The sequence below is a fragment of the Peribacillus sp. P4_C12 genome (assembly GCF_056402095.1).
The window spans coordinates 26,476-43,545 of record NZ_JBFUIB010000013.1 but is presented as its reverse complement, the minus strand read 5'-3'; the positions used below and the strand labels follow the sequence as shown (position 1 = coordinate 43,545).

Below are 17,070 nucleotides of genomic sequence, written 5' to 3'. Positions count from 1 at the left end.
ATGTTCTAATGAACCCTCTTCTTATTATCCCACTTATTTTAGGTGGTATGGTTGGGGTGTTTATATTCCAATTGCTTGATGTCGGTCTTGTAGCCATTCCATCGCCAGGCAGTATCTTCTTGTTTGTCGGTTTGGCACCAAAAGAGGATATGCTATTCATCCTTTTGGGTGTATTATTTTCTGCTATTGCAACCTTTTTTTGCAGTATGCTTCTTTTAAAACGGTCACCGGAATCTCCTACTTTACAGGAAAACGTTGAATATATAAAATTTCATCGTGTAGAGAAGAATGAAAAACAAATCAAAAAAGAAGAAGTGGATAAAATTACTCTTCCCCCTATGAATATTGAAAGAGCAAAGATAGATAATGTTTCAGCATTTGCGAATATAAATAAGGTTGAAAACATCTTTTTTATTTGTGAAACAGGAATGGGTTCTAGTGCAATGGGAGCCGCAATGTTAAAGAAGAAGCTCGAACAAGCAAACCTTACTATAGAAGTCGGCAACTCATCTATTAGTGATATTCCTGAGTATGCAGACCTCATTATTTGTCACCAGAAGTTCCTTTCCGTTGTTCAAAAAACGGTACCAAATAAAGCCTGTTATCCGCTTAGATCTTTTACAGATATGAAAGTTTATGATGAACTGGTGAAGCGAATAAACAATTTTGTATGATCTCCATTAGGGGTAGAGTCAGGAAAATGCGGATTTACAATGTTAAGCATTTTGATACAAGTCTTATGAGACATTATAAATCCTAATTTAGAGGTACTTTGAATATGTCTCAATAAGCTTTACTCTATTGAGATTGTGAAGGTTTCTACTAAACTAACGAGCAGTTTAGTTTAACAAGGATATACTAAGTGGAATATTAATTAAAGGTGATATTAAGGGGTAGTGCATTACACAAATCCTTAATAAAGGGGGATAGTGGATGGAAATAGAAGTTGGATATTTTCCAAAGAGATATTATGACTCAAATCCTGATGCTGGAGGTTTTTTCCCGTTTGCATTTGAAGGCACAGCACCATATGTTTTAGCTTTGGATGGCTTTTACCTACCAAGATGTAATGAAAATATCCTGCCTTTGTGAATGGAAAATATTAAAGCATTTCCATTAAATTTTTGTGCTGAAATTCCTTCCTACTGGAAAGAGGATTTTGAAAATACTTGTAAGAAATTCAATATCAGTTATAGATACTTAACCAATAAATACGAACGCTCAGTATTAGTTACTGAAGTTCAGAATGAAAAGCAGTTTCGGGAGATTTTCCCTTTTTATATTACTCTTGGTAGTGGAAATGATTTAGTTTTATGGTCAACAAATAAAGATGTATTTAGTGTAGAACAAAGACAATGGAAAGGGAATTTGGCAGGAAAAATTGCTGATACAGTTGTAGTTAAAGTAGAAACAGATACAAATATCTTTTGGATTGGCTATGACGGAGATAACATTGCTGTTATTTCAAATAATTCAATTTTCTCAACATATGAAAATATAATTACGACATTTCCCGAATTTGTAATCCCAAAACTATGTGAATACGAGTGATTATAGGACCAGATTGTGAAAGAATGTACCTAAACTAACGGGTAGCAATACTTGAAGATCAGAACTGTCATTTTGACAGCTCTTATTGTGCTAACAGATAGGATAATCGAAATAGTTTTTTAGAAAATCGGGTCATAATAGTAAATATTGAGTTATTAGGAGATAGAGGATGAAAATCAGGAAAGAGAAAAAGAATGGTCAGGGCGACATTTTTAAAGACATACTTATTGAAATTCGAGATTCAATCTTATTTGAATTAGTTTGGAACATCTTAATGTTTATACCAAGAATGATCATTCGTTTAATCAAGAATATATTTTAACTAGTCTAAATGAGTGCGATTCTTTAAAGGTATCGCCTTTTTTGGTTTGAGTACTTAAAGTAACGGGTGGCTTTAGTTGAATAATAATAATAATAAATAAAAAATGTCGATTTCTTGAAATGGAAATCGACTTTTTTTATGGGTTGAAACTTCCTTAGCGTTGTAAATCCGCATTTTCCTGATGCTACCCCCATTAGAATTAATTTGGTGCGATTCAATGGTAGAAAGGGAATGTTATTTTAAATAATGACATTTTTCATTTTTGACAAAACTCTATGATCTCAAGCAAACCATAGCAACTCACTAGCTAAACTATTATGCTTTAAAACAATTAATATAGTTCTGAGTTGGATAAGAAAATCTGGCGTCATATAAGCATACGAATGACTCCTAGAGAGTGGCTGAAACATACAAAAAGGTAAAATGTTAAGGGATCACTATTTTTAAACCAATACAGGTTCTGTTTTCTCTTATCATCGCACTAGCACAAGTTTTGTCGCATTTAATATGCGACAAAACTTAGGAAACAAGAGTAAGTATATTTCAATTAATAATGCTAACATTGAATTAGAAAGAGGAATCAATATTAAAAACTAATATTTATATTAGTGATAGTACCTCGCCTTTCCTTATGGCCATTAAGCAAGAGAGGTGGAAATCAGGGTTGAACACGTGGTAAAAAACTAAAATAATAGGAGTGGGAAAAATGAGCAGAACAGCAACTAAAGATAATTATAATTATCTAAGTCAAAAACCAGGTTTACAATTAATTAAAGCAGGAAGCTATGAAAAGAAAGAATTAAATGACATATTAGGGATTCCAGAAGTTAAAAGCCAAATCCTTGATATTCCGATTACTTCAAAAGATAATGCAGCAACATTAGGATTATACTCAATGCAAGAAGCTACAAAAGGTTTTGATTTTAAATATGATTTCTTAGAAATTAAAACTGTTGTCAGTGGGAAATTTGTTTTAAGTGATGATCAGGGAAACAATTTTGTAGCAGAAGCTGGCGATGTTGTAATCATCAACCCTGGTACAGTTGTTACTTTCCATGGCGAATCCGATGGTGAAGCGATTTATGTAGCACACAGATTGCCGGAACCTACGTTTGCATAAGTAATTATTAAATGACGTTCCCATTTGCACAAATGAAAGCGTGTGCAAATGGGTTATTTCTCTCTATTAAAATGTCTGAAAACTTTGATTTACTTATAATTAATTGCTTTGAAAGTATTACAAGAAGAAATGATTGAGTCTGGTAAGACAAAATCCTGCAATTCTAGCGTATTTTGAAGATCACATTATAAAAGAAATCATTTACTTAATTTTAAGAACTTAGTAGAAAGCGCTTCCAATCGTTGGTGAAGTATGCATCAGGTAAATTAATCGACAACTAAAGAGTGGTTACATTAATCTATGTTCACTTCCCTATCTAAAAAATAAAGGTCGTTGATTTATTCTTCTATTCTATAAAACGAAAAGGGGTTATCCAGAAATGCATACAGTCAATGCCATGAGTTATCAAAACTTCGATTTTGAGGTAGCTGGTCAAAAAGCGCTATTAGAAGATATTTTTCCGGATTTCAACGAATACGACCGCATTGGTGTTGTCGTAAGAGAAGCAGGTGGCGGAACAGGTGCCAGTGCCTTGCTGATGTCTGCGCTCACAAGATTTTATGATTTTTTTCGACCAGAACTTGGTATAGAGCCTGGGAAGCAGTTTATTTATCCCGAATTCTTTATCTTTCATGTAGGAAAACAGTACATGACTCATTATTGGATGGATATATGGCCGCCACATAAAGAGGTGTTGGTGGAGGACGATCCTGAGCAAATATTGGAAGCGATTAATGACCGCGGCATTACACGTCTGCTTGTCGAAGACATCAATCCTGTACAACCTATTTTTTTGAGAGAAACGTTAAACAGTGCGAAACATCGAATCGTCAGCGCATTGGCCTATTCTCCGACAGGGCGTGTTGAAAATAGTGATGTCAAGATCACAAGCTGTGATGCAGCAGAAAAATGTGTTCTTGACTCCTTTAAGATTTCAAAAGATCTTTCTAAAGAAGTACTAGAGAAGTTGCTAGAAAGACGCCACTCACTTACGACAAACAGGCGTGTAACAGAAACATACCGCCGTATTGAGGTATCAGAGGCTTTGTATAGGCTTACTAACAACATTGAACCTAGCCCAACTACACGGAGCTACTTTGCTCTGCTAGAGATGGAAGAAGAGATAGAAGTGTGATAGTGTCTACGAATGACAATGAAATATGAATAAGTATATCAACACAGATATCCCTGTATCTTTATTTCTTATTTTATATGAAAATTCAGAATAATTAGATTAGTTAGAAAGGCGATTTTGACTTTGCCAATTTCAACAGTGAGATTGCAGCAATTAAAAACAAGATGAAAGAAAATATAATCTTAAGTCGAATAAAAGAGGATCCTTTTGAAGCTTAAGATACGAAAAGGAGTTGGCCATATGGCTGGTGGTTCTAACAATTTAACGGGTACTCCAACGAGTGCGAGCGAAAAAGAATTAATGAAAGATGATTATTCTTTAAGTAAAGTACCTCCTGAAAAAAGATCGATGAGCTTACTAAGCGTAGCAAACATCGCTTTAGGTATTTCTACAGCCATCTTCTTTTTTCAAATGGGGAGCGTTATGGCCATTCAATTTGGCGCTATGAATGCGTTGGTCTCAGGGATTTATGCAACAATTGTTGCCGGAATAATAAGTACGATCATTGTTTATTTATCCGCAAAAACTGGCATGAATGTAAACTTATTATCTAGAGGCGGAGGGTTTGGTTATATAGGCGCTTCGTTAACCTCACTCATTTATGCCTCAAACTTCATTATGTACTGCGCATTTGAAGGAATTCTCATGGTCTATGCGGTAAATGAATTTTTACCGGCCATTCCCACGTGGGTGTTAATCGTTTTCTTTGGCTCTGTTGTTATTCCTTTAAACTGGTTTGGGATTAAGCAATTGGACAAAATACAAAAATTCACATTGCCGATATTTGTAATTATGTTAGCGATCGCTCTGATTGTATCATTCAATAGAGCTTCAGCCTACGAAGGGAACTTTTTGACCTTTATGCCAGAAGGTGTTCAATTTGGAGGAACGGCTCTGCTTCTTTGCATAGGCATGCAAAATGGATTATTGGGTCTGATGGCGTTGCTTGCATCAGATTATGCGAGATTTCTTAAAAAAGACGACGTTAAAGTAGGGAAGTATATAATCGGATTTTTTCCACAGCTCCTTTGCTTTTTCATCATGGGTCTTATTGGTATATGGTTTGGCGTTCGCATGGCAGAAGGAAATCCTGGGGTTTATATGGTTCAACTTCTAGGTATCGGCGGAGTTTTCTTTACTATTCTGACGCAGGTTAGAATTAATATTACAAACTTATATAGCGGTTCATTGTCTCTGTCCAACTTTTTTGAGAACATTTTTAAATTTAAACCAGGAAGACCATTTTGGGTTATCGTATCAGGCGTAACTTCAATCGCTTTAATGCTAGGAGGGATATTAGATCATTTAAGTGGTGTACTGATCGCACAAGGGATCTTTCTTATGGCATGGGCAGCCATCTTAATCAGTGATGCATTCGTCGTAAAAAAACTATTAAAGATTGGGCCTACTTATTATGAGCACAGACAAACGAATTTGTACGGATGGAATCCGGTTGGCGTCGTGGCTTTCATCGTAGCCAGTCTATTAGGTTCTATTGCTGGATTCGGATATATGGGGACGTTCTTGGAAAATACATCTGCATTCTTTTCCTTTATCATCGCATTTATAGTCACAATTATTATGGCAGTTGCGACAAAAGGAAAATATTATGTTAGAGAAGAAGCGAAAGATGTACCAGAGGAAGAATATATTGCATACATTCATGAAGAAATGATCAGGAAGATATCAGCAGATTAGGATGAAGGCCGTCTCAATGAGGATCTCTTGAGGCGGATTTTTCGTGCGCCCGGCATGGGTGCAATCTATAGGGTGAAAGTCCCGAACCATGAAGGCAGTAGTAGTGGTTAGCTTAATGCAAGGGTGTCCACGGTGACGTGGAATCTGAAGGAAGCAAGCGGCAAACCTCCGGTCTGAGGAACACGAACTTCATATAAGGCTAGGTATCATTGGATGAGTTTGCGAAACAAAGTCCTTACTGCCGAAGGTGGTACAGAGTAAATGAAGCAGATAGATGGAGGGAAAGATTGTACTCTTACCCGGGGAGGTCTGATGACAGCCAAGTACACTTGGTAACCTGTCCAGTGATGGACAGCTGAATCATCAGAAGTCAGCAGAGGTCATAGTACTTGTCTACTCGAGAAGATAAGGAAGGACCGAACAGATTGAGGAGGACGGATACTAGGCGTTCGTTATTTTGCGAAGAAGCAAACAATTCCTAACGGAACTTATTTAAAGGAAGAAGTGGTGAGTACATGGGGAACTTCAAAAGGGCGGAGCAGATAAAGGCACAAATAGACCATCTCGTCCACGCAGGGAAAGGATATCAACGATGTTAATGGAACAGATACTAGAGAGGGAAAACTTAATACAGGCATTGAAGCGTGTAGAAAGAAATTAGGGAAGCCATGGTGTAGATGGAATGCTGGTTCAAACCTGAGACCGTACCTCGYAACGGAATGGTACAACATGAAAACTGCCCTTTTACAGGGTACCTATCAACCGGAGCCCGTCCGTCGTATCGAAATCCCGAAACCAAACGGCGGAGTTCGGCTATTGGGTATTCCAAACGTTCTAGACCGTTTCATTCAACAAGCCATTGCCCAAATATTGACYAAGATATATGACTCAACCTTTTCGGAGAATAGCTATGGATTTCGCCCTCATTGATACTCCGAACGTATTGAAGAATTTAGATTCATGGATTCGAAGAAGACTCAGRATGTGCCTATGGAARCAATGGAAATTGCCAAGAACGAGAGTGAGGAAACTCAAAGGATTAGGCGTCCCATTTGGAAAAGCATATGAATGGGGAAATAGCAGAAAGGGTWATTGGCGCATAGCGCATAGTCCTGTTCTAGACAAAACCCTTAATAATGTTTATTGGCACCACCAAGGGTTAGTCAATCTATATGAACGATATACAAAACTACGTCAGACTTAAACTGAAGCGCCGTATACCGAACGGTACGTACGGTGGTGTGAGAGGTCGGAGGCTAGGCGCCTCCTCCTACTCGATTATTACTCATGGGATGCTGTATTCTTCTGATAAAGAGTACTTCGGTTCTAAGAAACATGTGGTATTCATCTGGTTATGGAAGGGGAATGATGGGGGCTATGGGAGGTACAATAAAACTTGCTGCTAGGAAATTTTTATTAAAAAGATTTGAAAAAGCGACTTAATTGTCGTTTTTATTTTGCACCCAGAATAAAGGTGTTGACTTACATATTAACTTATTCAATGTGGCATCGTTCTAGTTCTGGAATACATAAGTAATTTGAACATAAAAACTACTCGGTATGAGCGTCAAAAAGAGCAATCATCATAGATTCCAGGAGACAAATTTATCAGTTGCTCTAGTGAGGTTTACTTCTTAAGTATTTTAGAAATAACCTCGACAGAATATATATTAATCTAATATACAGGTCTACAAGGTGACCCAATATAAATATTTCAAAGTGTTTGATTGTGATTCGAATTGAATACAGGATGATTTGAAGGAAGTATGTTGATGTGTACCGAATAAATCAATAAGAGGATTTAGGAGGGAATTGGATGACATACTTGGAACAATTCGCACGTAATCGGAGAAGAAGAGAAAAGACCGAGTTATTAACCCCACGCATTCCAGAGGGCTTGTACGGTGATTTCAAAGGTTACTGTGACGAACTGGGTTTATCTATCAGTGAGGCGGTTCGTCATGCTTTATTAAGATTGACGTCGCCAACAAAATATACTGGAAATCCTTCACTATCAATACCATGTGGTATGTCGAAAAATACTTTGCCAATTGGTTTACAATTAATATCAAAACATGGAAATGAAGCTGTCTTATATCAATTTGGATATGCTTTAGAACAAAATAAATATATATAAGAATCAGTTCTACTAAAAGAAGAACTGGCTTCATATATTAAGGACATCAAAGGTAGATCGAGTGGATTTGTACTTTAAAATAAGCTTCAAATTTAAAAAAAGATAAAAATAAGGGATTAATCCAAAAAGAAATATCAAAAAAAGGAGACAGGGGAAATACATGAAGAAAATGAAAACTAGACAACGAAAATACAGAAGATTACGAAAGATAGAGGTTTTTACGATTCTAACTTTTTTTAGTATCTGTTATCTAATTATCATTCATGTGGATCGTTCGGCAGAGACAAGTGTAATAGTAGCAGATTCTAAGGCAGAACATAAAAAAAGTAAAGAGAAAGTATCTGTACAAACGGAACAGGTAGAAGCAGTAAAGAAGGAAGTCCGTGTGATAGAAGGAAAAGAAACAACAATCAAAGTTAGTGCAGCTGGTGACTTTACAATTGGTACCGATGAAAGTTTTCCATACCCAAACACATTTGCCGATGAAGCATCCAAAAAGGGTCTACCTTTTTTCGTTAAGAATATTTCGAATATTTTTAATAGTGATGATTTAACAACGGTTAATTTAGAAACTACATTAACTACTGCTACTCAAAAAGCAGAAAAAACATTTCGTTTTAAAGGAGATCCTTCCTACACAGAGATTTTAAATCTAGGCAGCATAGAAGCTGTTAATCTAGCAAACAATCATACATATGATTATTTAGAGCAAGGATATGAAGATACCATTGATAATTTAAAAAATCATAAAGTTGGTTATTTTGGTAATGAGGATAAATATCTTACCACGATTAAAGGGGTTAAAGTAGGAGCTCTTGGTTATGAAGGATGGGAAGACAACGTGAAAATACGGAAACAAATTCATCATGACATCCATTCTTTGAAGAAAAAAGGAGTTAAAATTATTCTTGTTCACTTTCACTGGGGAGTAGAAAGAAGTCAAATACCTAACGAGGGTCAAAGATCTTTAGCGCGCTATACGGTGGATAACGGAGCTGATCTCGTTCTGGGTCATCACCCACATGTTGTTCAAGGAATTGAGGAATATAACGGAAAGTTTATTGTATATAGCCTTGGTAACTTTATGTTTGGGGGGAATAAAAATCCAAGTGATAAAGATACCTTTGTATTTCAACAAACTTTCCACCTGAAAAATGGACAATTATCAAATAAAAAGGAAATAAAAGTAATTCCATTTCGGATTTCTTCTGTCACTTCCAGAAATAACTATCAACCTACACCACTAGAAGGTTCTGAAGCTGAAAGAGTGAAAAATAAGATCGTTCATTTATCAACTAAAATTAAAAATTCGGACTGGCTTGTTTATGAAGAATGAAAACAAAATATAAAAGTAAGAGCTTTCCCTTTTGTAGTTGAAATAAAAGGAGAGGATTAAATTTGCCAAAGGTATTAGTGGTGGATTATAAAGCCCATATCCATATGCCAGTCAATATAATAGAGGTGCCTGGTTTGTTGTCCAGGAAATTCGGTATTGCAATCGTTAAAACAGCACCCATAACCATCATCCAGACAGCCCCGATTACTGTACCCGAATAACTGTGCATACGCCCCTTACGTTGCAGACTATTCTCGCTATCTTCCGGTAACTACACCAACGTCTCATACATTCTGGTATAGTTACGTTGGCACAGTTATCGGGACAAAATAGTAGGGTATTCATTTTCTTTTCAATGACGACAGAACTGGTCATAAAAGCTTTCAATAACGCACACTAAAGATAACTTCGGAAGTCCTTACCTTACCAGTTGAGAATGTAGGAGAAAGATAATGCCCTTGATGAGGAAAAGGATGTTGTCTTACATGGTATGGCTGGATTTGAAAGACTTTTAAAAGAAGCTGGCATTTAGTTTGATTGAAGATAGTTTGCTATTTTTCTCGTCTCATAAGGTAAGATTACTCTTTACAATGAGATACAATAAATAAAAGCATCTAAGATGAACCTAGAGGCTTTTATTCTCTGTTTATGGCTGATGTACAAGAACCGTAACAGAGAATAAAATGAGATTGCCTTAATTATATAATATATAATGTGAAGATTAGATTATATGAATTGATTAATGTAAAAAAGGTTTCTTGAAATTACATATACCGTCTCACTATCACAAGGTTACTTGACATTTTGAGATTTGATTTTGTGTGTTTTTATAACTTCCTATAATAAGTGTTATGTAAACTAGAAAGAAAAGGTTAGCAGATTATCTTAATGGAATAATCCACATTTAGCAAATTATGTAATTTTAGTTTACGAGTTTTCCATCTTCCCTTTTATCATCGAATGGGCATTAGAATTAATCACCTTTAAATATAAGTCGAGACTAGCAAAATTGCTAGTCTAAATTTAATTCATTAATTATCTTGATCTTCGTCTTCTACTACGCCAATTTCTACATAATCGTCATTTTTTCTTAATATTGTCTTTTCTTTTTCGGCTTCTTCTCTAGTAGCACACGGTATAGTATATGGCACTGCCCAATTATGTTTATCTCTATATGTAACTGTAAACACTTCTTGCATTGAACATACCCCCAAGTAATTTTWTGGTAACTTATTTATATACCATATTTAGTATGGTATATAAATTTTCCCCACTTGGTTTACTCATCTTTTTTTCCGAATCTATATAGATGATACCAAGGCAATAAGACTAAGTTGCCTTTTATGTCCGGGGAGCATCTTTCACAGTAATAATGAATGTGATAATTTCCTTCTTCATACAAAGGTGTCATTGTCTCACTTTCAAACTACTCACCACAGTATGAACAAAACTTTGTATCTTTGCAGTCGTAATACAGCTGCAAATCACTTAATCTTTCTTCTATTTTCTTATTAAACCTTCGCATATCGTTATATTTGATTCTTAGCAATGAGATATTGTTATCCCCACAAAAGGCGGTCTTGATCCCATCTCTATATTACACTTCTCTGAATTTCTGTAACATCTTTCCTTATCTTTTGAAAATTGTGCAGGCTTGTCATGCTGTTCCCCATCCGAATCACATTTGTGTCCTGCTACCATAATATAAAGGCAGCGGGTATAAAACCCTCTATCTTTTTCTTTCACTCCTTAGCTTAGCTAACCCAACACTATTATAAAATGATATTACCTGGTATGCTCCTAAATCAGATTAATTCAATCTAGTTAGAATTTTTATACTACAATTGATTAACATAATTTTCTTTTAAAATATCCTTTTTTGTCTTTCCCATGAAATCCCTAAAATGTATTACCCATGATATCCCTTTTAACATTGATATCAGAAACAGTGAGAGTGAAAATAACCATAATGGTTGTTCAATTTTGGTTAGGTAGACCCCTCCCATGAATGTAAGTAAAGTTTCCAAAACCTTTATGTAAATGCCTATATGGAAAAGTTTGTAGAAATTTTTATTTGCAAAATGTACACATAGAAAAACAATAACTAAAGTAAATACAATAATTAGGAATCTCCATTTTACATCCAACGATATAGTACATCCCCTCCGAATAAATAAATTAAATCTAGCGATAGCATAAATAAATAAAAAAGTAAAAAAATGGACATTGTAATAATTGCGACAACTTCCATTTTTTTATCTCTTTTTGATTCTAAACTCCTCCTCAAATATATTATTTTCCCTACTTGTATAAACAATAAAATCAAAATTTTATTAAATACTTTACAGTTCAGCCCCACATGTATTTCTTTTCCTTAACTTTATAGATAGTTTACTGATTTAGAAATGCAAGAAATATTAAACTATTTTCAAAAGAACTTTCCCATACTCGTCAAGGTTTTTATAAGGTCAAGGGTTGTTCCAACTATAGTATCTGCAGAGCCAACTATCTTTTCTACTTTTTCAACCTTTCCTATTGCACCATCAAAAAAGCTATTTTCTTGTTTGATAAAATCTTTACTTACTTTTCCTGAATCATCTTCAGATTCACTTACTGCTCTTTCCAATTGTTCTTGATGTTGCTTTTGCCTACTATTTTCATATTCAACTCTTAGTTCGTCCATTATCTTAGTTTGTAGTTGAAACCCTCTATAAAAATGGAAATTCCTTTTAGGGAGCTTACAATATTCACTCCAAATATCACTCTCAATAAGCATTTTTGCTAGAGCAAGTTCGGAATGTACTCTTTCAGCTATAGTGGTTGTTCCATGAAAACGACTTTTTTTTATTAAGAAATTTCTAAGAGCGTAGAAATCGATTAAATTGTTACAATGCAAAAATATATCAAATTCCAAGTCTAGTAGTCTCTTTTGTAGAGATTCTGGTAATTGTAAATATGTTACTTGAAGTTTATTTGATAGTGTAAATAATGAAGGGTGACTTAATTCATATTCACTATCTTTAATTATTCCTCCATTTAAATACTCCATAAATGCTTTGAAATATTCAGTAAATGTGTCCTTAAACTCTTGAACTTGGCTTAATAATTGTTCTTTTTGTTGCTGCATGTTTTACCTCCATATTTTTTATATCAGAATTATAGATTCAAAAATGTAAGTTTTTACTATTATACTACACATTATGATACTTAATTTAACCAGCTACAATGATGCAGAACTATACACCTTCTATAAATTTAACTTTTACTACTAAACGTGTATCCTGGCTGATAATTTCATCCAGCAGTGCTTCCCCTCTATTAAAGTAAGAGCGGTGCATCCTTTACATTTCTTATAAAAATTATTTATAAACCGGATAAAGTTGTGACACCACACCCTTTGTTGAGCAAAATAAAAAAACCGATTTCCAAGTAGGAGAATCGACCTTAAACATTTGGTTTAGTTATTTTGTTCCTCAGCTGCTTGATGTTTGATTAACTCCCTTTGTTTTTCTATTAGCTGTTCTATTGCCACTCCAATAGGATCATTATCTTTGTATTTCGCTCTTCTATGGATTTTATATTTCTTCCGAGCTTTGATCATATAGCAATGGATTATTTTGTTTATTGGCTGCTAAACTTTTGCTTGTCTCTCCATGTTGTTTTATTAGCATTTTAATAGGAGCAATTTTCTTTTTCTCTGGTTCTTCCGTAGATTTTTTTATTTGTGCAAGGTATCGGGAATTTTGTATTTCATTCATTATTTCTACTCCCTTTCATTTTTTATTTTTTTATTTAATACCTTACCTTGCCCTACCATAATTCACATTATTGAAAAGTTATTTCGACTCCCTCGAACTAATCTCTTTTTATGTTCGGGGATAAGAAAGAACGCTATATAATTCTATCAAACACGATGTCACGTTATCATTTTTCATTACTCACACTTTATAAATTCTCCTTACACGGTAATATTAATCCTTCGATATTATTGAAAACGAAAAAAGTATTTTATTCTCAGAACAATTTACAAAATTTATGACCAGAAATAACGGTATTTTTTTAATATTCGAAAATAACTTCGGCGGATATTGTAGTTCATCCTTTATTGAATTCATTATCACCCATCCTTATATTTTCGATATTTCCTTTCTGCAATAGTCACATTCTCACCCCTAAGACAATTGCACTAAAAACAAAAGTTTCAATAAAAGGTTTATACAAATAACAGTATAATAATCTTTTAGTAGAATTTTGAAATTATTGTATAGGGGGATTATATATGCATAAGTTTATTATAATTATATTTACTATAATGTATGCTCTATTACCAGTTACACTCTTAAAGAGTTATATTTTGTCAACTTTTTTATTGGGTATTTCAATTATCATTTTTACTATTGGCTTAAAAATACCCAAATTTCAAGAAAACCCTGTCTTTATTTTTCTCATAAGAATCTTATTATTATTTATTATTATGATGATTAGTTTAAAAAGCATTAAGGTAATAAGCATTGAACTATATAAAATTACTGGTAATGAATTAATAGAGAAATACATCATTATTCTTTTTTTAGTCATTGTAATTGTCTTTTTCATTTTGATTTTGATTGATTTAGGTTATAGAATAATAAAAAATATTTCAGAGCCGGGACAAAAAACAAATATTTTGATCTTACTAGGTTTTCTGGTAGTTTTACTACTAGCCCCTAATTACCTTTTTGGATTGTGTTATAGCTTAGTATTAGCAACTTTCTATGACATTCAATTATCCCCCTTTAAGGGTTTCTATTTAACTTTTGCAATAAGTTATTCATTACCAATTAATGACGAGGAGCTTTCAAACACAATTAAAACATTCAATAAATATTTTTCTTTACAATTTATACAAATTGTTCATATTACACTTTATAAAATCATTGATCTTACAGTAATTGCAACTATCATAAATTATATTAATGATCTGTTGAAACGTAAGCGATAATAAAACCAATAGTTAAACAGAAAAAGACACTTCAAATAGTGAACTGCACCCTAATTGTAGTTTGTGTCTAACAAATGGGGTGCAGTTCATTTCTTCCATATATTTAATCATATCTTTCATTGCATTATACGCCGTTAAAACGCCACCTGATCAATATCTAAATAAACATTGGTAAGCCTAAGGGTTGGAATTGCCCGCTCCTTAAGTTCGTGATCGTCTTGGGAGGAATAGAAATGGAAAATACACAAAGGTCCTTTAGTTTACATAATACTGATTTCTGGCAATCAAGAAGCCTTCGAATTTAATAGAATTCGAGGGCTTTATAATAACATATATTACTTATATTGTTATATTATGGAGCATCCACTTAAACATTACATGTAGTCAGAGAGCGAATCACAGCATAAGAATCTTATTGTTAGTTCATATCTTTTAAATTTCATTTTTATATTGAGGATTCTTATAATAAAGCAGAAGAGAAGAGAAGAAAATAATAGAATTACTTTTTTCAGAGTGTTAAATACTAATAATTGAAAAAGAACCATCATTCTTAAGCATATGCTTATCTTTACATGCATGATATCTTTTTTGTTCGTATAATGGAATAAAGGGGAATCAAGATGAGTCTAATTTACAAGAAGAAGGAGCAGATTAATTCTGTGGAACCAAAAGGCGAAGAAATAAAGAATTTAGCATTAAAAGTCAAAGAGATTATTCAATCTTCAGGATATCAAAATGAAGATGTAATCTTTCTGTGTATTGGTTCAGACCGATCAGTTGGGGATTCATTAGGCCCTTTAGTGGGGACAATGCTTAAAGAACACATGGTGCCTTATCGTGTTTACGGCACTTTGGAAAATCCCGTTCATGCATTTAATTTAGAAGACACGTTGAAAGAAATTAAAAAACAATTCAAAAAGCCTCTTATTTTTAGTGTGGATGCTTGTTTAGGGGATCAAAACCAGGTCGGTTATGTTTTCTTGAAGGATGGACCTCTTGTCCCAGGGAAAGCTTTAAAAAAAGTATTGCCGGAAGTGGGAGACTATCATCTTACAGGAATGGTCAACTATATAGATCCGCTGCCAACCATGCAATTTTTAAATGATACTCGTCTATACACGGTTATGAACCTTGCGAAAACAATCGTAAAAATCATTACTCAAGCGACCGGCGAGACTAATGGAACTTATTAAAAGAATGGGTTTGTACCAAAAACCACTATTAAGAATTGGTTTTTGGTACAAACCCATATGGTTTAAGTTCGATGAATTTATTAGATAACATAAAACTTAAACAATAGCCCCTGTCAAGATAGCAACAATGATAAGGACTAATGAGCAAATTAGAGCCCATTTAAATGCATACCGCTGTAGTTCCCCGATATCTGTCTTTACCATCCCTACTAGTAAAAGAGTCGATGCCACGAGAGGACTTAAGAAATGTACAGGCTGGCCCAGTACGGAAGCTCTGGCAATTTCTAAAGGACTCACTCCATAAGCTGCTCCTGCTTCGGCAAGAATTGGCAAAACGCCAAAGTAGTAAGCATCATTGGATAAAACGAACGTAAATGGCATGCTGGTGAACGCAACGACCATCGGTAAAAATGAGCCTAAAGAATCAGGAATGATGGCCACTAATGAATTTGCAATGGCGTCGACCATTTTCGTACCCGAAAAGATCCCTGTGAAAATACCAGCCGCAAATACTAATGTGACAACGGTTATGGCGTTTCCTGCATGTGACACGATTCGCTCTTTTTGCTGTTCTAGATTAGGGTAATTAATGATTGAAGCAAGCACAAACCCGATTAGAAACAACACAGGTACCGGTACTAAGCCCATTACAAGAACGACCATAACCGTGAGCGTCAACAAAAGATTGACCCATATTAATTTAGGGCGCTTTAAATCGTCTTGTATGGCGGAAGCTACCGCTGCTTCAGCAAGAGCTCCTTTCATTTCAGGTGCAGCTTTGATATTAACAACGCCAATCCTTTTGCGCTCTTTTTTCCCAAGTACATAAGCGGTAAAAAGAATAGCTGCAATTCCTGCGAATAGTGTTGGGATAATCGGGACAAAGAATTCATTTGCATCGAGACCTAAAGATGCTATTGCTCTTGTTGCAGGTCCTCCCCAAGGAGTCATACCACTCATAATACTGACAGCCAGCATAGAAATAGTGGCAAGAATAAGTGGATTCATACCAAGTCGTAAGTAAAGAGGCAGCATAGCGGAAATCGTAATCATATGAGTCGTGGTACCATCACCATCTAAGGCAACGGTCATTGCGATTACTGCTGTTCCTATCGCTATTTTAACCGGATCCCCTTTTACGATTTTTAACATAGTTTTAATAAGTGGATCAAATAATCCAGCGTCAATCAGAACTCCGAAAAACAAAATAGCGAACAATAGCAAAGCGGCTGAAGGTGCGACAACCTTTATTCCATCGAGCATCATATCTCCGAGCTCTGGACCAAATCCGCCAATTAATGCAAAGATAATTGGAATGACTACAAGAGAAGCAACAGGTGATAACCGTTTAGACATGATTAAATAAGTAAAGACAACGACCATTGAAATACCAAGTAACGTAAGAATATGAATCCCCTCCTATTAAAGAAACCGCTTACAAATTGAACAAAAAGTTTGAATAGTTAAAAAATATTATATGATATTTTCTGTTTCCCTGTTGCTTTGTTTTCTTTTTTTAGAATAGTTCATATCGTTAAATAAGTGAAATACATATTTTTTGTACTTTTTCGAAAAAAAAACTTATAATCCATTTTAT

16 protein-coding genes and 2 pseudogenes are annotated in these 17,070 nt (G+C 34.6%); 14 read left to right on the top strand and 4 right to left on the bottom strand.

Annotation, left to right across the window (positions count from 1 at the left end; genetic code table 11):
* From AC1DUW_RS05160 to AC1DUW_RS05105, 12 genes and pseudogenes are all read left to right on the top strand, one after another.
* On the top strand, window positions 1–674 hold a 674-nt coding region (locus AC1DUW_RS05160), incomplete at its 5' end, for a PTS sugar transporter subunit IIBC family protein (protein WP_477642138.1).
* Between the two features lie 259 nt (window positions 675–933).
* Window positions 934–1,092: a hypothetical protein gene (locus AC1DUW_RS05155; RefSeq protein ID WP_477642137.1), complete on the top strand. Its 159-nt coding sequence runs from the start codon at window positions 934–936 to the stop codon at window positions 1,090–1,092.
* A complete protein-coding gene (locus AC1DUW_RS05150) occupies window positions 1,093–1,551 on the top strand; it encodes a hypothetical protein (RefSeq protein WP_477642136.1) in 459 nt (152 codons plus the stop codon).
* Window positions 1,552–1,720: 169 nt separating this feature from the next.
* Complete coding sequence (locus AC1DUW_RS05145) at window positions 1,721–1,873, top strand: hypothetical protein (RefSeq protein WP_477642135.1); 153 nt, start codon at window positions 1,721–1,723, stop codon at window positions 1,871–1,873.
* Between the two features lie 706 nt (window positions 1,874–2,579).
* Window positions 2,580–2,993, top strand: coding sequence for a cupin domain-containing protein (locus tag AC1DUW_RS05140; protein ID WP_379150059.1), 414 nt, complete (start codon window positions 2,580–2,582; stop codon window positions 2,991–2,993).
* Window positions 2,994–3,372: 379 nt separating this feature from the next.
* Entirely contained in the window at window positions 3,373–4,128 is a 756-nt protein-coding gene (locus AC1DUW_RS05135) for a hypothetical protein (protein WP_379150061.1), read from the top strand.
* A 300-nt stretch (window positions 4,129–4,428) separates the two neighbouring features.
* Window positions 4,429–5,826, top strand: a complete 1,398-nt coding sequence (locus AC1DUW_RS05130) for a purine-cytosine permease family protein (protein WP_379150067.1) — start codon at window positions 4,429–4,431, stop codon at window positions 5,824–5,826.
* 592 nt (window positions 5,827–6,418) lie between these two features.
* A pseudogene (locus tag AC1DUW_RS05125) lies at window positions 6,419–7,030 on the top strand (group II intron maturase-specific domain-containing protein).
* A 612-nt stretch (window positions 7,031–7,642) separates the two neighbouring features.
* Window positions 7,643–7,963 carry a hypothetical protein gene (locus AC1DUW_RS05120; RefSeq protein ID WP_477642134.1) on the top strand — a complete coding sequence of 107 codons (321 nt, stop codon included), beginning with the start codon at window positions 7,643–7,645 and terminating at the stop codon, window positions 7,961–7,963.
* A gap of 160 nt (window positions 7,964–8,123) precedes the next feature.
* Window positions 8,124–9,299, top strand: coding sequence for a CapA family protein (locus AC1DUW_RS05115; protein WP_379150211.1), 1,176 nt, complete (start codon window positions 8,124–8,126; stop codon window positions 9,297–9,299).
* 62 nt (window positions 9,300–9,361) lie between these two features.
* The gene (locus tag AC1DUW_RS05110) at window positions 9,362–9,520 is read left to right on the top strand and encodes a hypothetical protein (protein ID WP_252432258.1); all 159 of its coding nucleotides are present in this window, start codon (window positions 9,362–9,364) and stop codon (window positions 9,518–9,520) included.
* Between the two features lie 4 nt (window positions 9,521–9,524).
* A pseudogene (locus tag AC1DUW_RS05105) lies at window positions 9,525–9,626 on the top strand (hypothetical protein); the annotation flags it as partial.
* A gap of 704 nt (window positions 9,627–10,330) precedes the next feature.
* Here the strand turns inward: AC1DUW_RS05105 and AC1DUW_RS05100 are convergent.
* The 3 genes from AC1DUW_RS05100 to AC1DUW_RS05090 form a co-directional block, all read right to left on the bottom strand.
* Window positions 10,331–10,498, bottom strand: a complete 168-nt coding sequence (locus tag AC1DUW_RS05100) for a hypothetical protein (RefSeq protein WP_477642133.1) — start codon at window positions 10,496–10,498, stop codon at window positions 10,331–10,333.
* Window positions 10,499–11,727: 1,229 nt separating this feature from the next.
* A complete protein-coding gene (locus AC1DUW_RS05095; RefSeq protein WP_477642132.1) occupies window positions 11,728–12,426 on the bottom strand; it encodes a hypothetical protein in 699 nt (232 codons plus the stop codon).
* A gap of 448 nt (window positions 12,427–12,874) precedes the next feature.
* Window positions 12,875–13,057 carry a hypothetical protein gene (locus AC1DUW_RS05090; RefSeq protein WP_477642131.1) on the bottom strand — a complete coding sequence of 61 codons (183 nt, stop codon included), beginning with the start codon at window positions 13,055–13,057 and terminating at the stop codon, window positions 12,875–12,877.
* 521 nt (window positions 13,058–13,578) lie between these two features.
* Here AC1DUW_RS05090 and AC1DUW_RS05085 point away from each other — a divergent pair.
* A complete protein-coding gene (locus AC1DUW_RS05085) occupies window positions 13,579–14,280 on the top strand; it encodes a hypothetical protein (protein WP_201225517.1) in 702 nt (233 codons plus the stop codon).
* A gap of 620 nt (window positions 14,281–14,900) precedes the next feature.
* Window positions 14,901–15,473 (top strand): spore protease YyaC, encoded by a 573-nt coding sequence (yyaC, locus tag AC1DUW_RS05080; RefSeq protein WP_477642130.1) that lies wholly within the window; start codon window positions 14,901–14,903, stop codon window positions 15,471–15,473.
* Window positions 15,474–15,569: 96 nt separating this feature from the next.
* Here yyaC and AC1DUW_RS05075 read toward each other — a convergent pair whose 3' ends face one another.
* Window positions 15,570–16,880: a CitMHS family transporter gene (locus AC1DUW_RS05075; RefSeq protein WP_376183831.1), complete on the bottom strand. Its 1,311-nt coding sequence runs from the start codon at window positions 16,878–16,880 to the stop codon at window positions 15,570–15,572.
* Window positions 16,881–17,070: the final 190 nt, after the last annotated feature.

What these genes read in the sequence shown, in the direction of transcription:
- AC1DUW_RS05155 (WP_477642137.1), top strand. Translation starts at nt 934, where the DNA reads ATGGAAATAGAAGTTGGATATTTTCCAAAGAGATATTATGACTCAAAT.
- AC1DUW_RS05150 (WP_477642136.1), top strand. Translation starts at nt 1,093, where the DNA reads ATGGAAAATATTAAAGCATTTCCATTAAATTTTTGTGCTGAAATTCCT.
- AC1DUW_RS05145 (WP_477642135.1), top strand. Translation starts at nt 1,721, where the DNA reads ATGAAAATCAGGAAAGAGAAAAAGAATGGTCAGGGCGACATTTTTAAA.
- AC1DUW_RS05140 (WP_379150059.1), top strand. Translation starts at nt 2,580, where the DNA reads ATGAGCAGAACAGCAACTAAAGATAATTATAATTATCTAAGTCAAAAA.
- AC1DUW_RS05135 (WP_379150061.1), top strand. Translation starts at nt 3,373, where the DNA reads ATGCATACAGTCAATGCCATGAGTTATCAAAACTTCGATTTTGAGGTA.
- AC1DUW_RS05130 (WP_379150067.1), top strand. Translation starts at nt 4,429, where the DNA reads ATGAAAGATGATTATTCTTTAAGTAAAGTACCTCCTGAAAAAAGATCG.
- AC1DUW_RS05120 (WP_477642134.1), top strand. Translation starts at nt 7,643, where the DNA reads ATGACATACTTGGAACAATTCGCACGTAATCGGAGAAGAAGAGAAAAG.
- AC1DUW_RS05115 (WP_379150211.1), top strand. Translation starts at nt 8,124, where the DNA reads ATGAAGAAAATGAAAACTAGACAACGAAAATACAGAAGATTACGAAAG.
- AC1DUW_RS05100 (WP_477642133.1), bottom strand. Translation starts at nt 10,498, where the DNA reads ATGCAAGAAGTGTTTACAGTTACATATAGAGATAAACATAATTGGGCA.
- AC1DUW_RS05095 (WP_477642132.1), bottom strand. Translation starts at nt 12,426, where the DNA reads ATGCAGCAACAAAAAGAACAATTATTAAGCCAAGTTCAAGAGTTTAAG.
- AC1DUW_RS05090 (WP_477642131.1), bottom strand. Translation starts at nt 13,057, where the DNA reads ATGAATGAAATACAAAATTCCCGATACCTTGCACAAATAAAAAAATCT.
- AC1DUW_RS05085 (WP_201225517.1), top strand. Translation starts at nt 13,579, where the DNA reads ATGCATAAGTTTATTATAATTATATTTACTATAATGTATGCTCTATTA.
- yyaC (WP_477642130.1), top strand. Translation starts at nt 14,901, where the DNA reads ATGAGTCTAATTTACAAGAAGAAGGAGCAGATTAATTCTGTGGAACCA.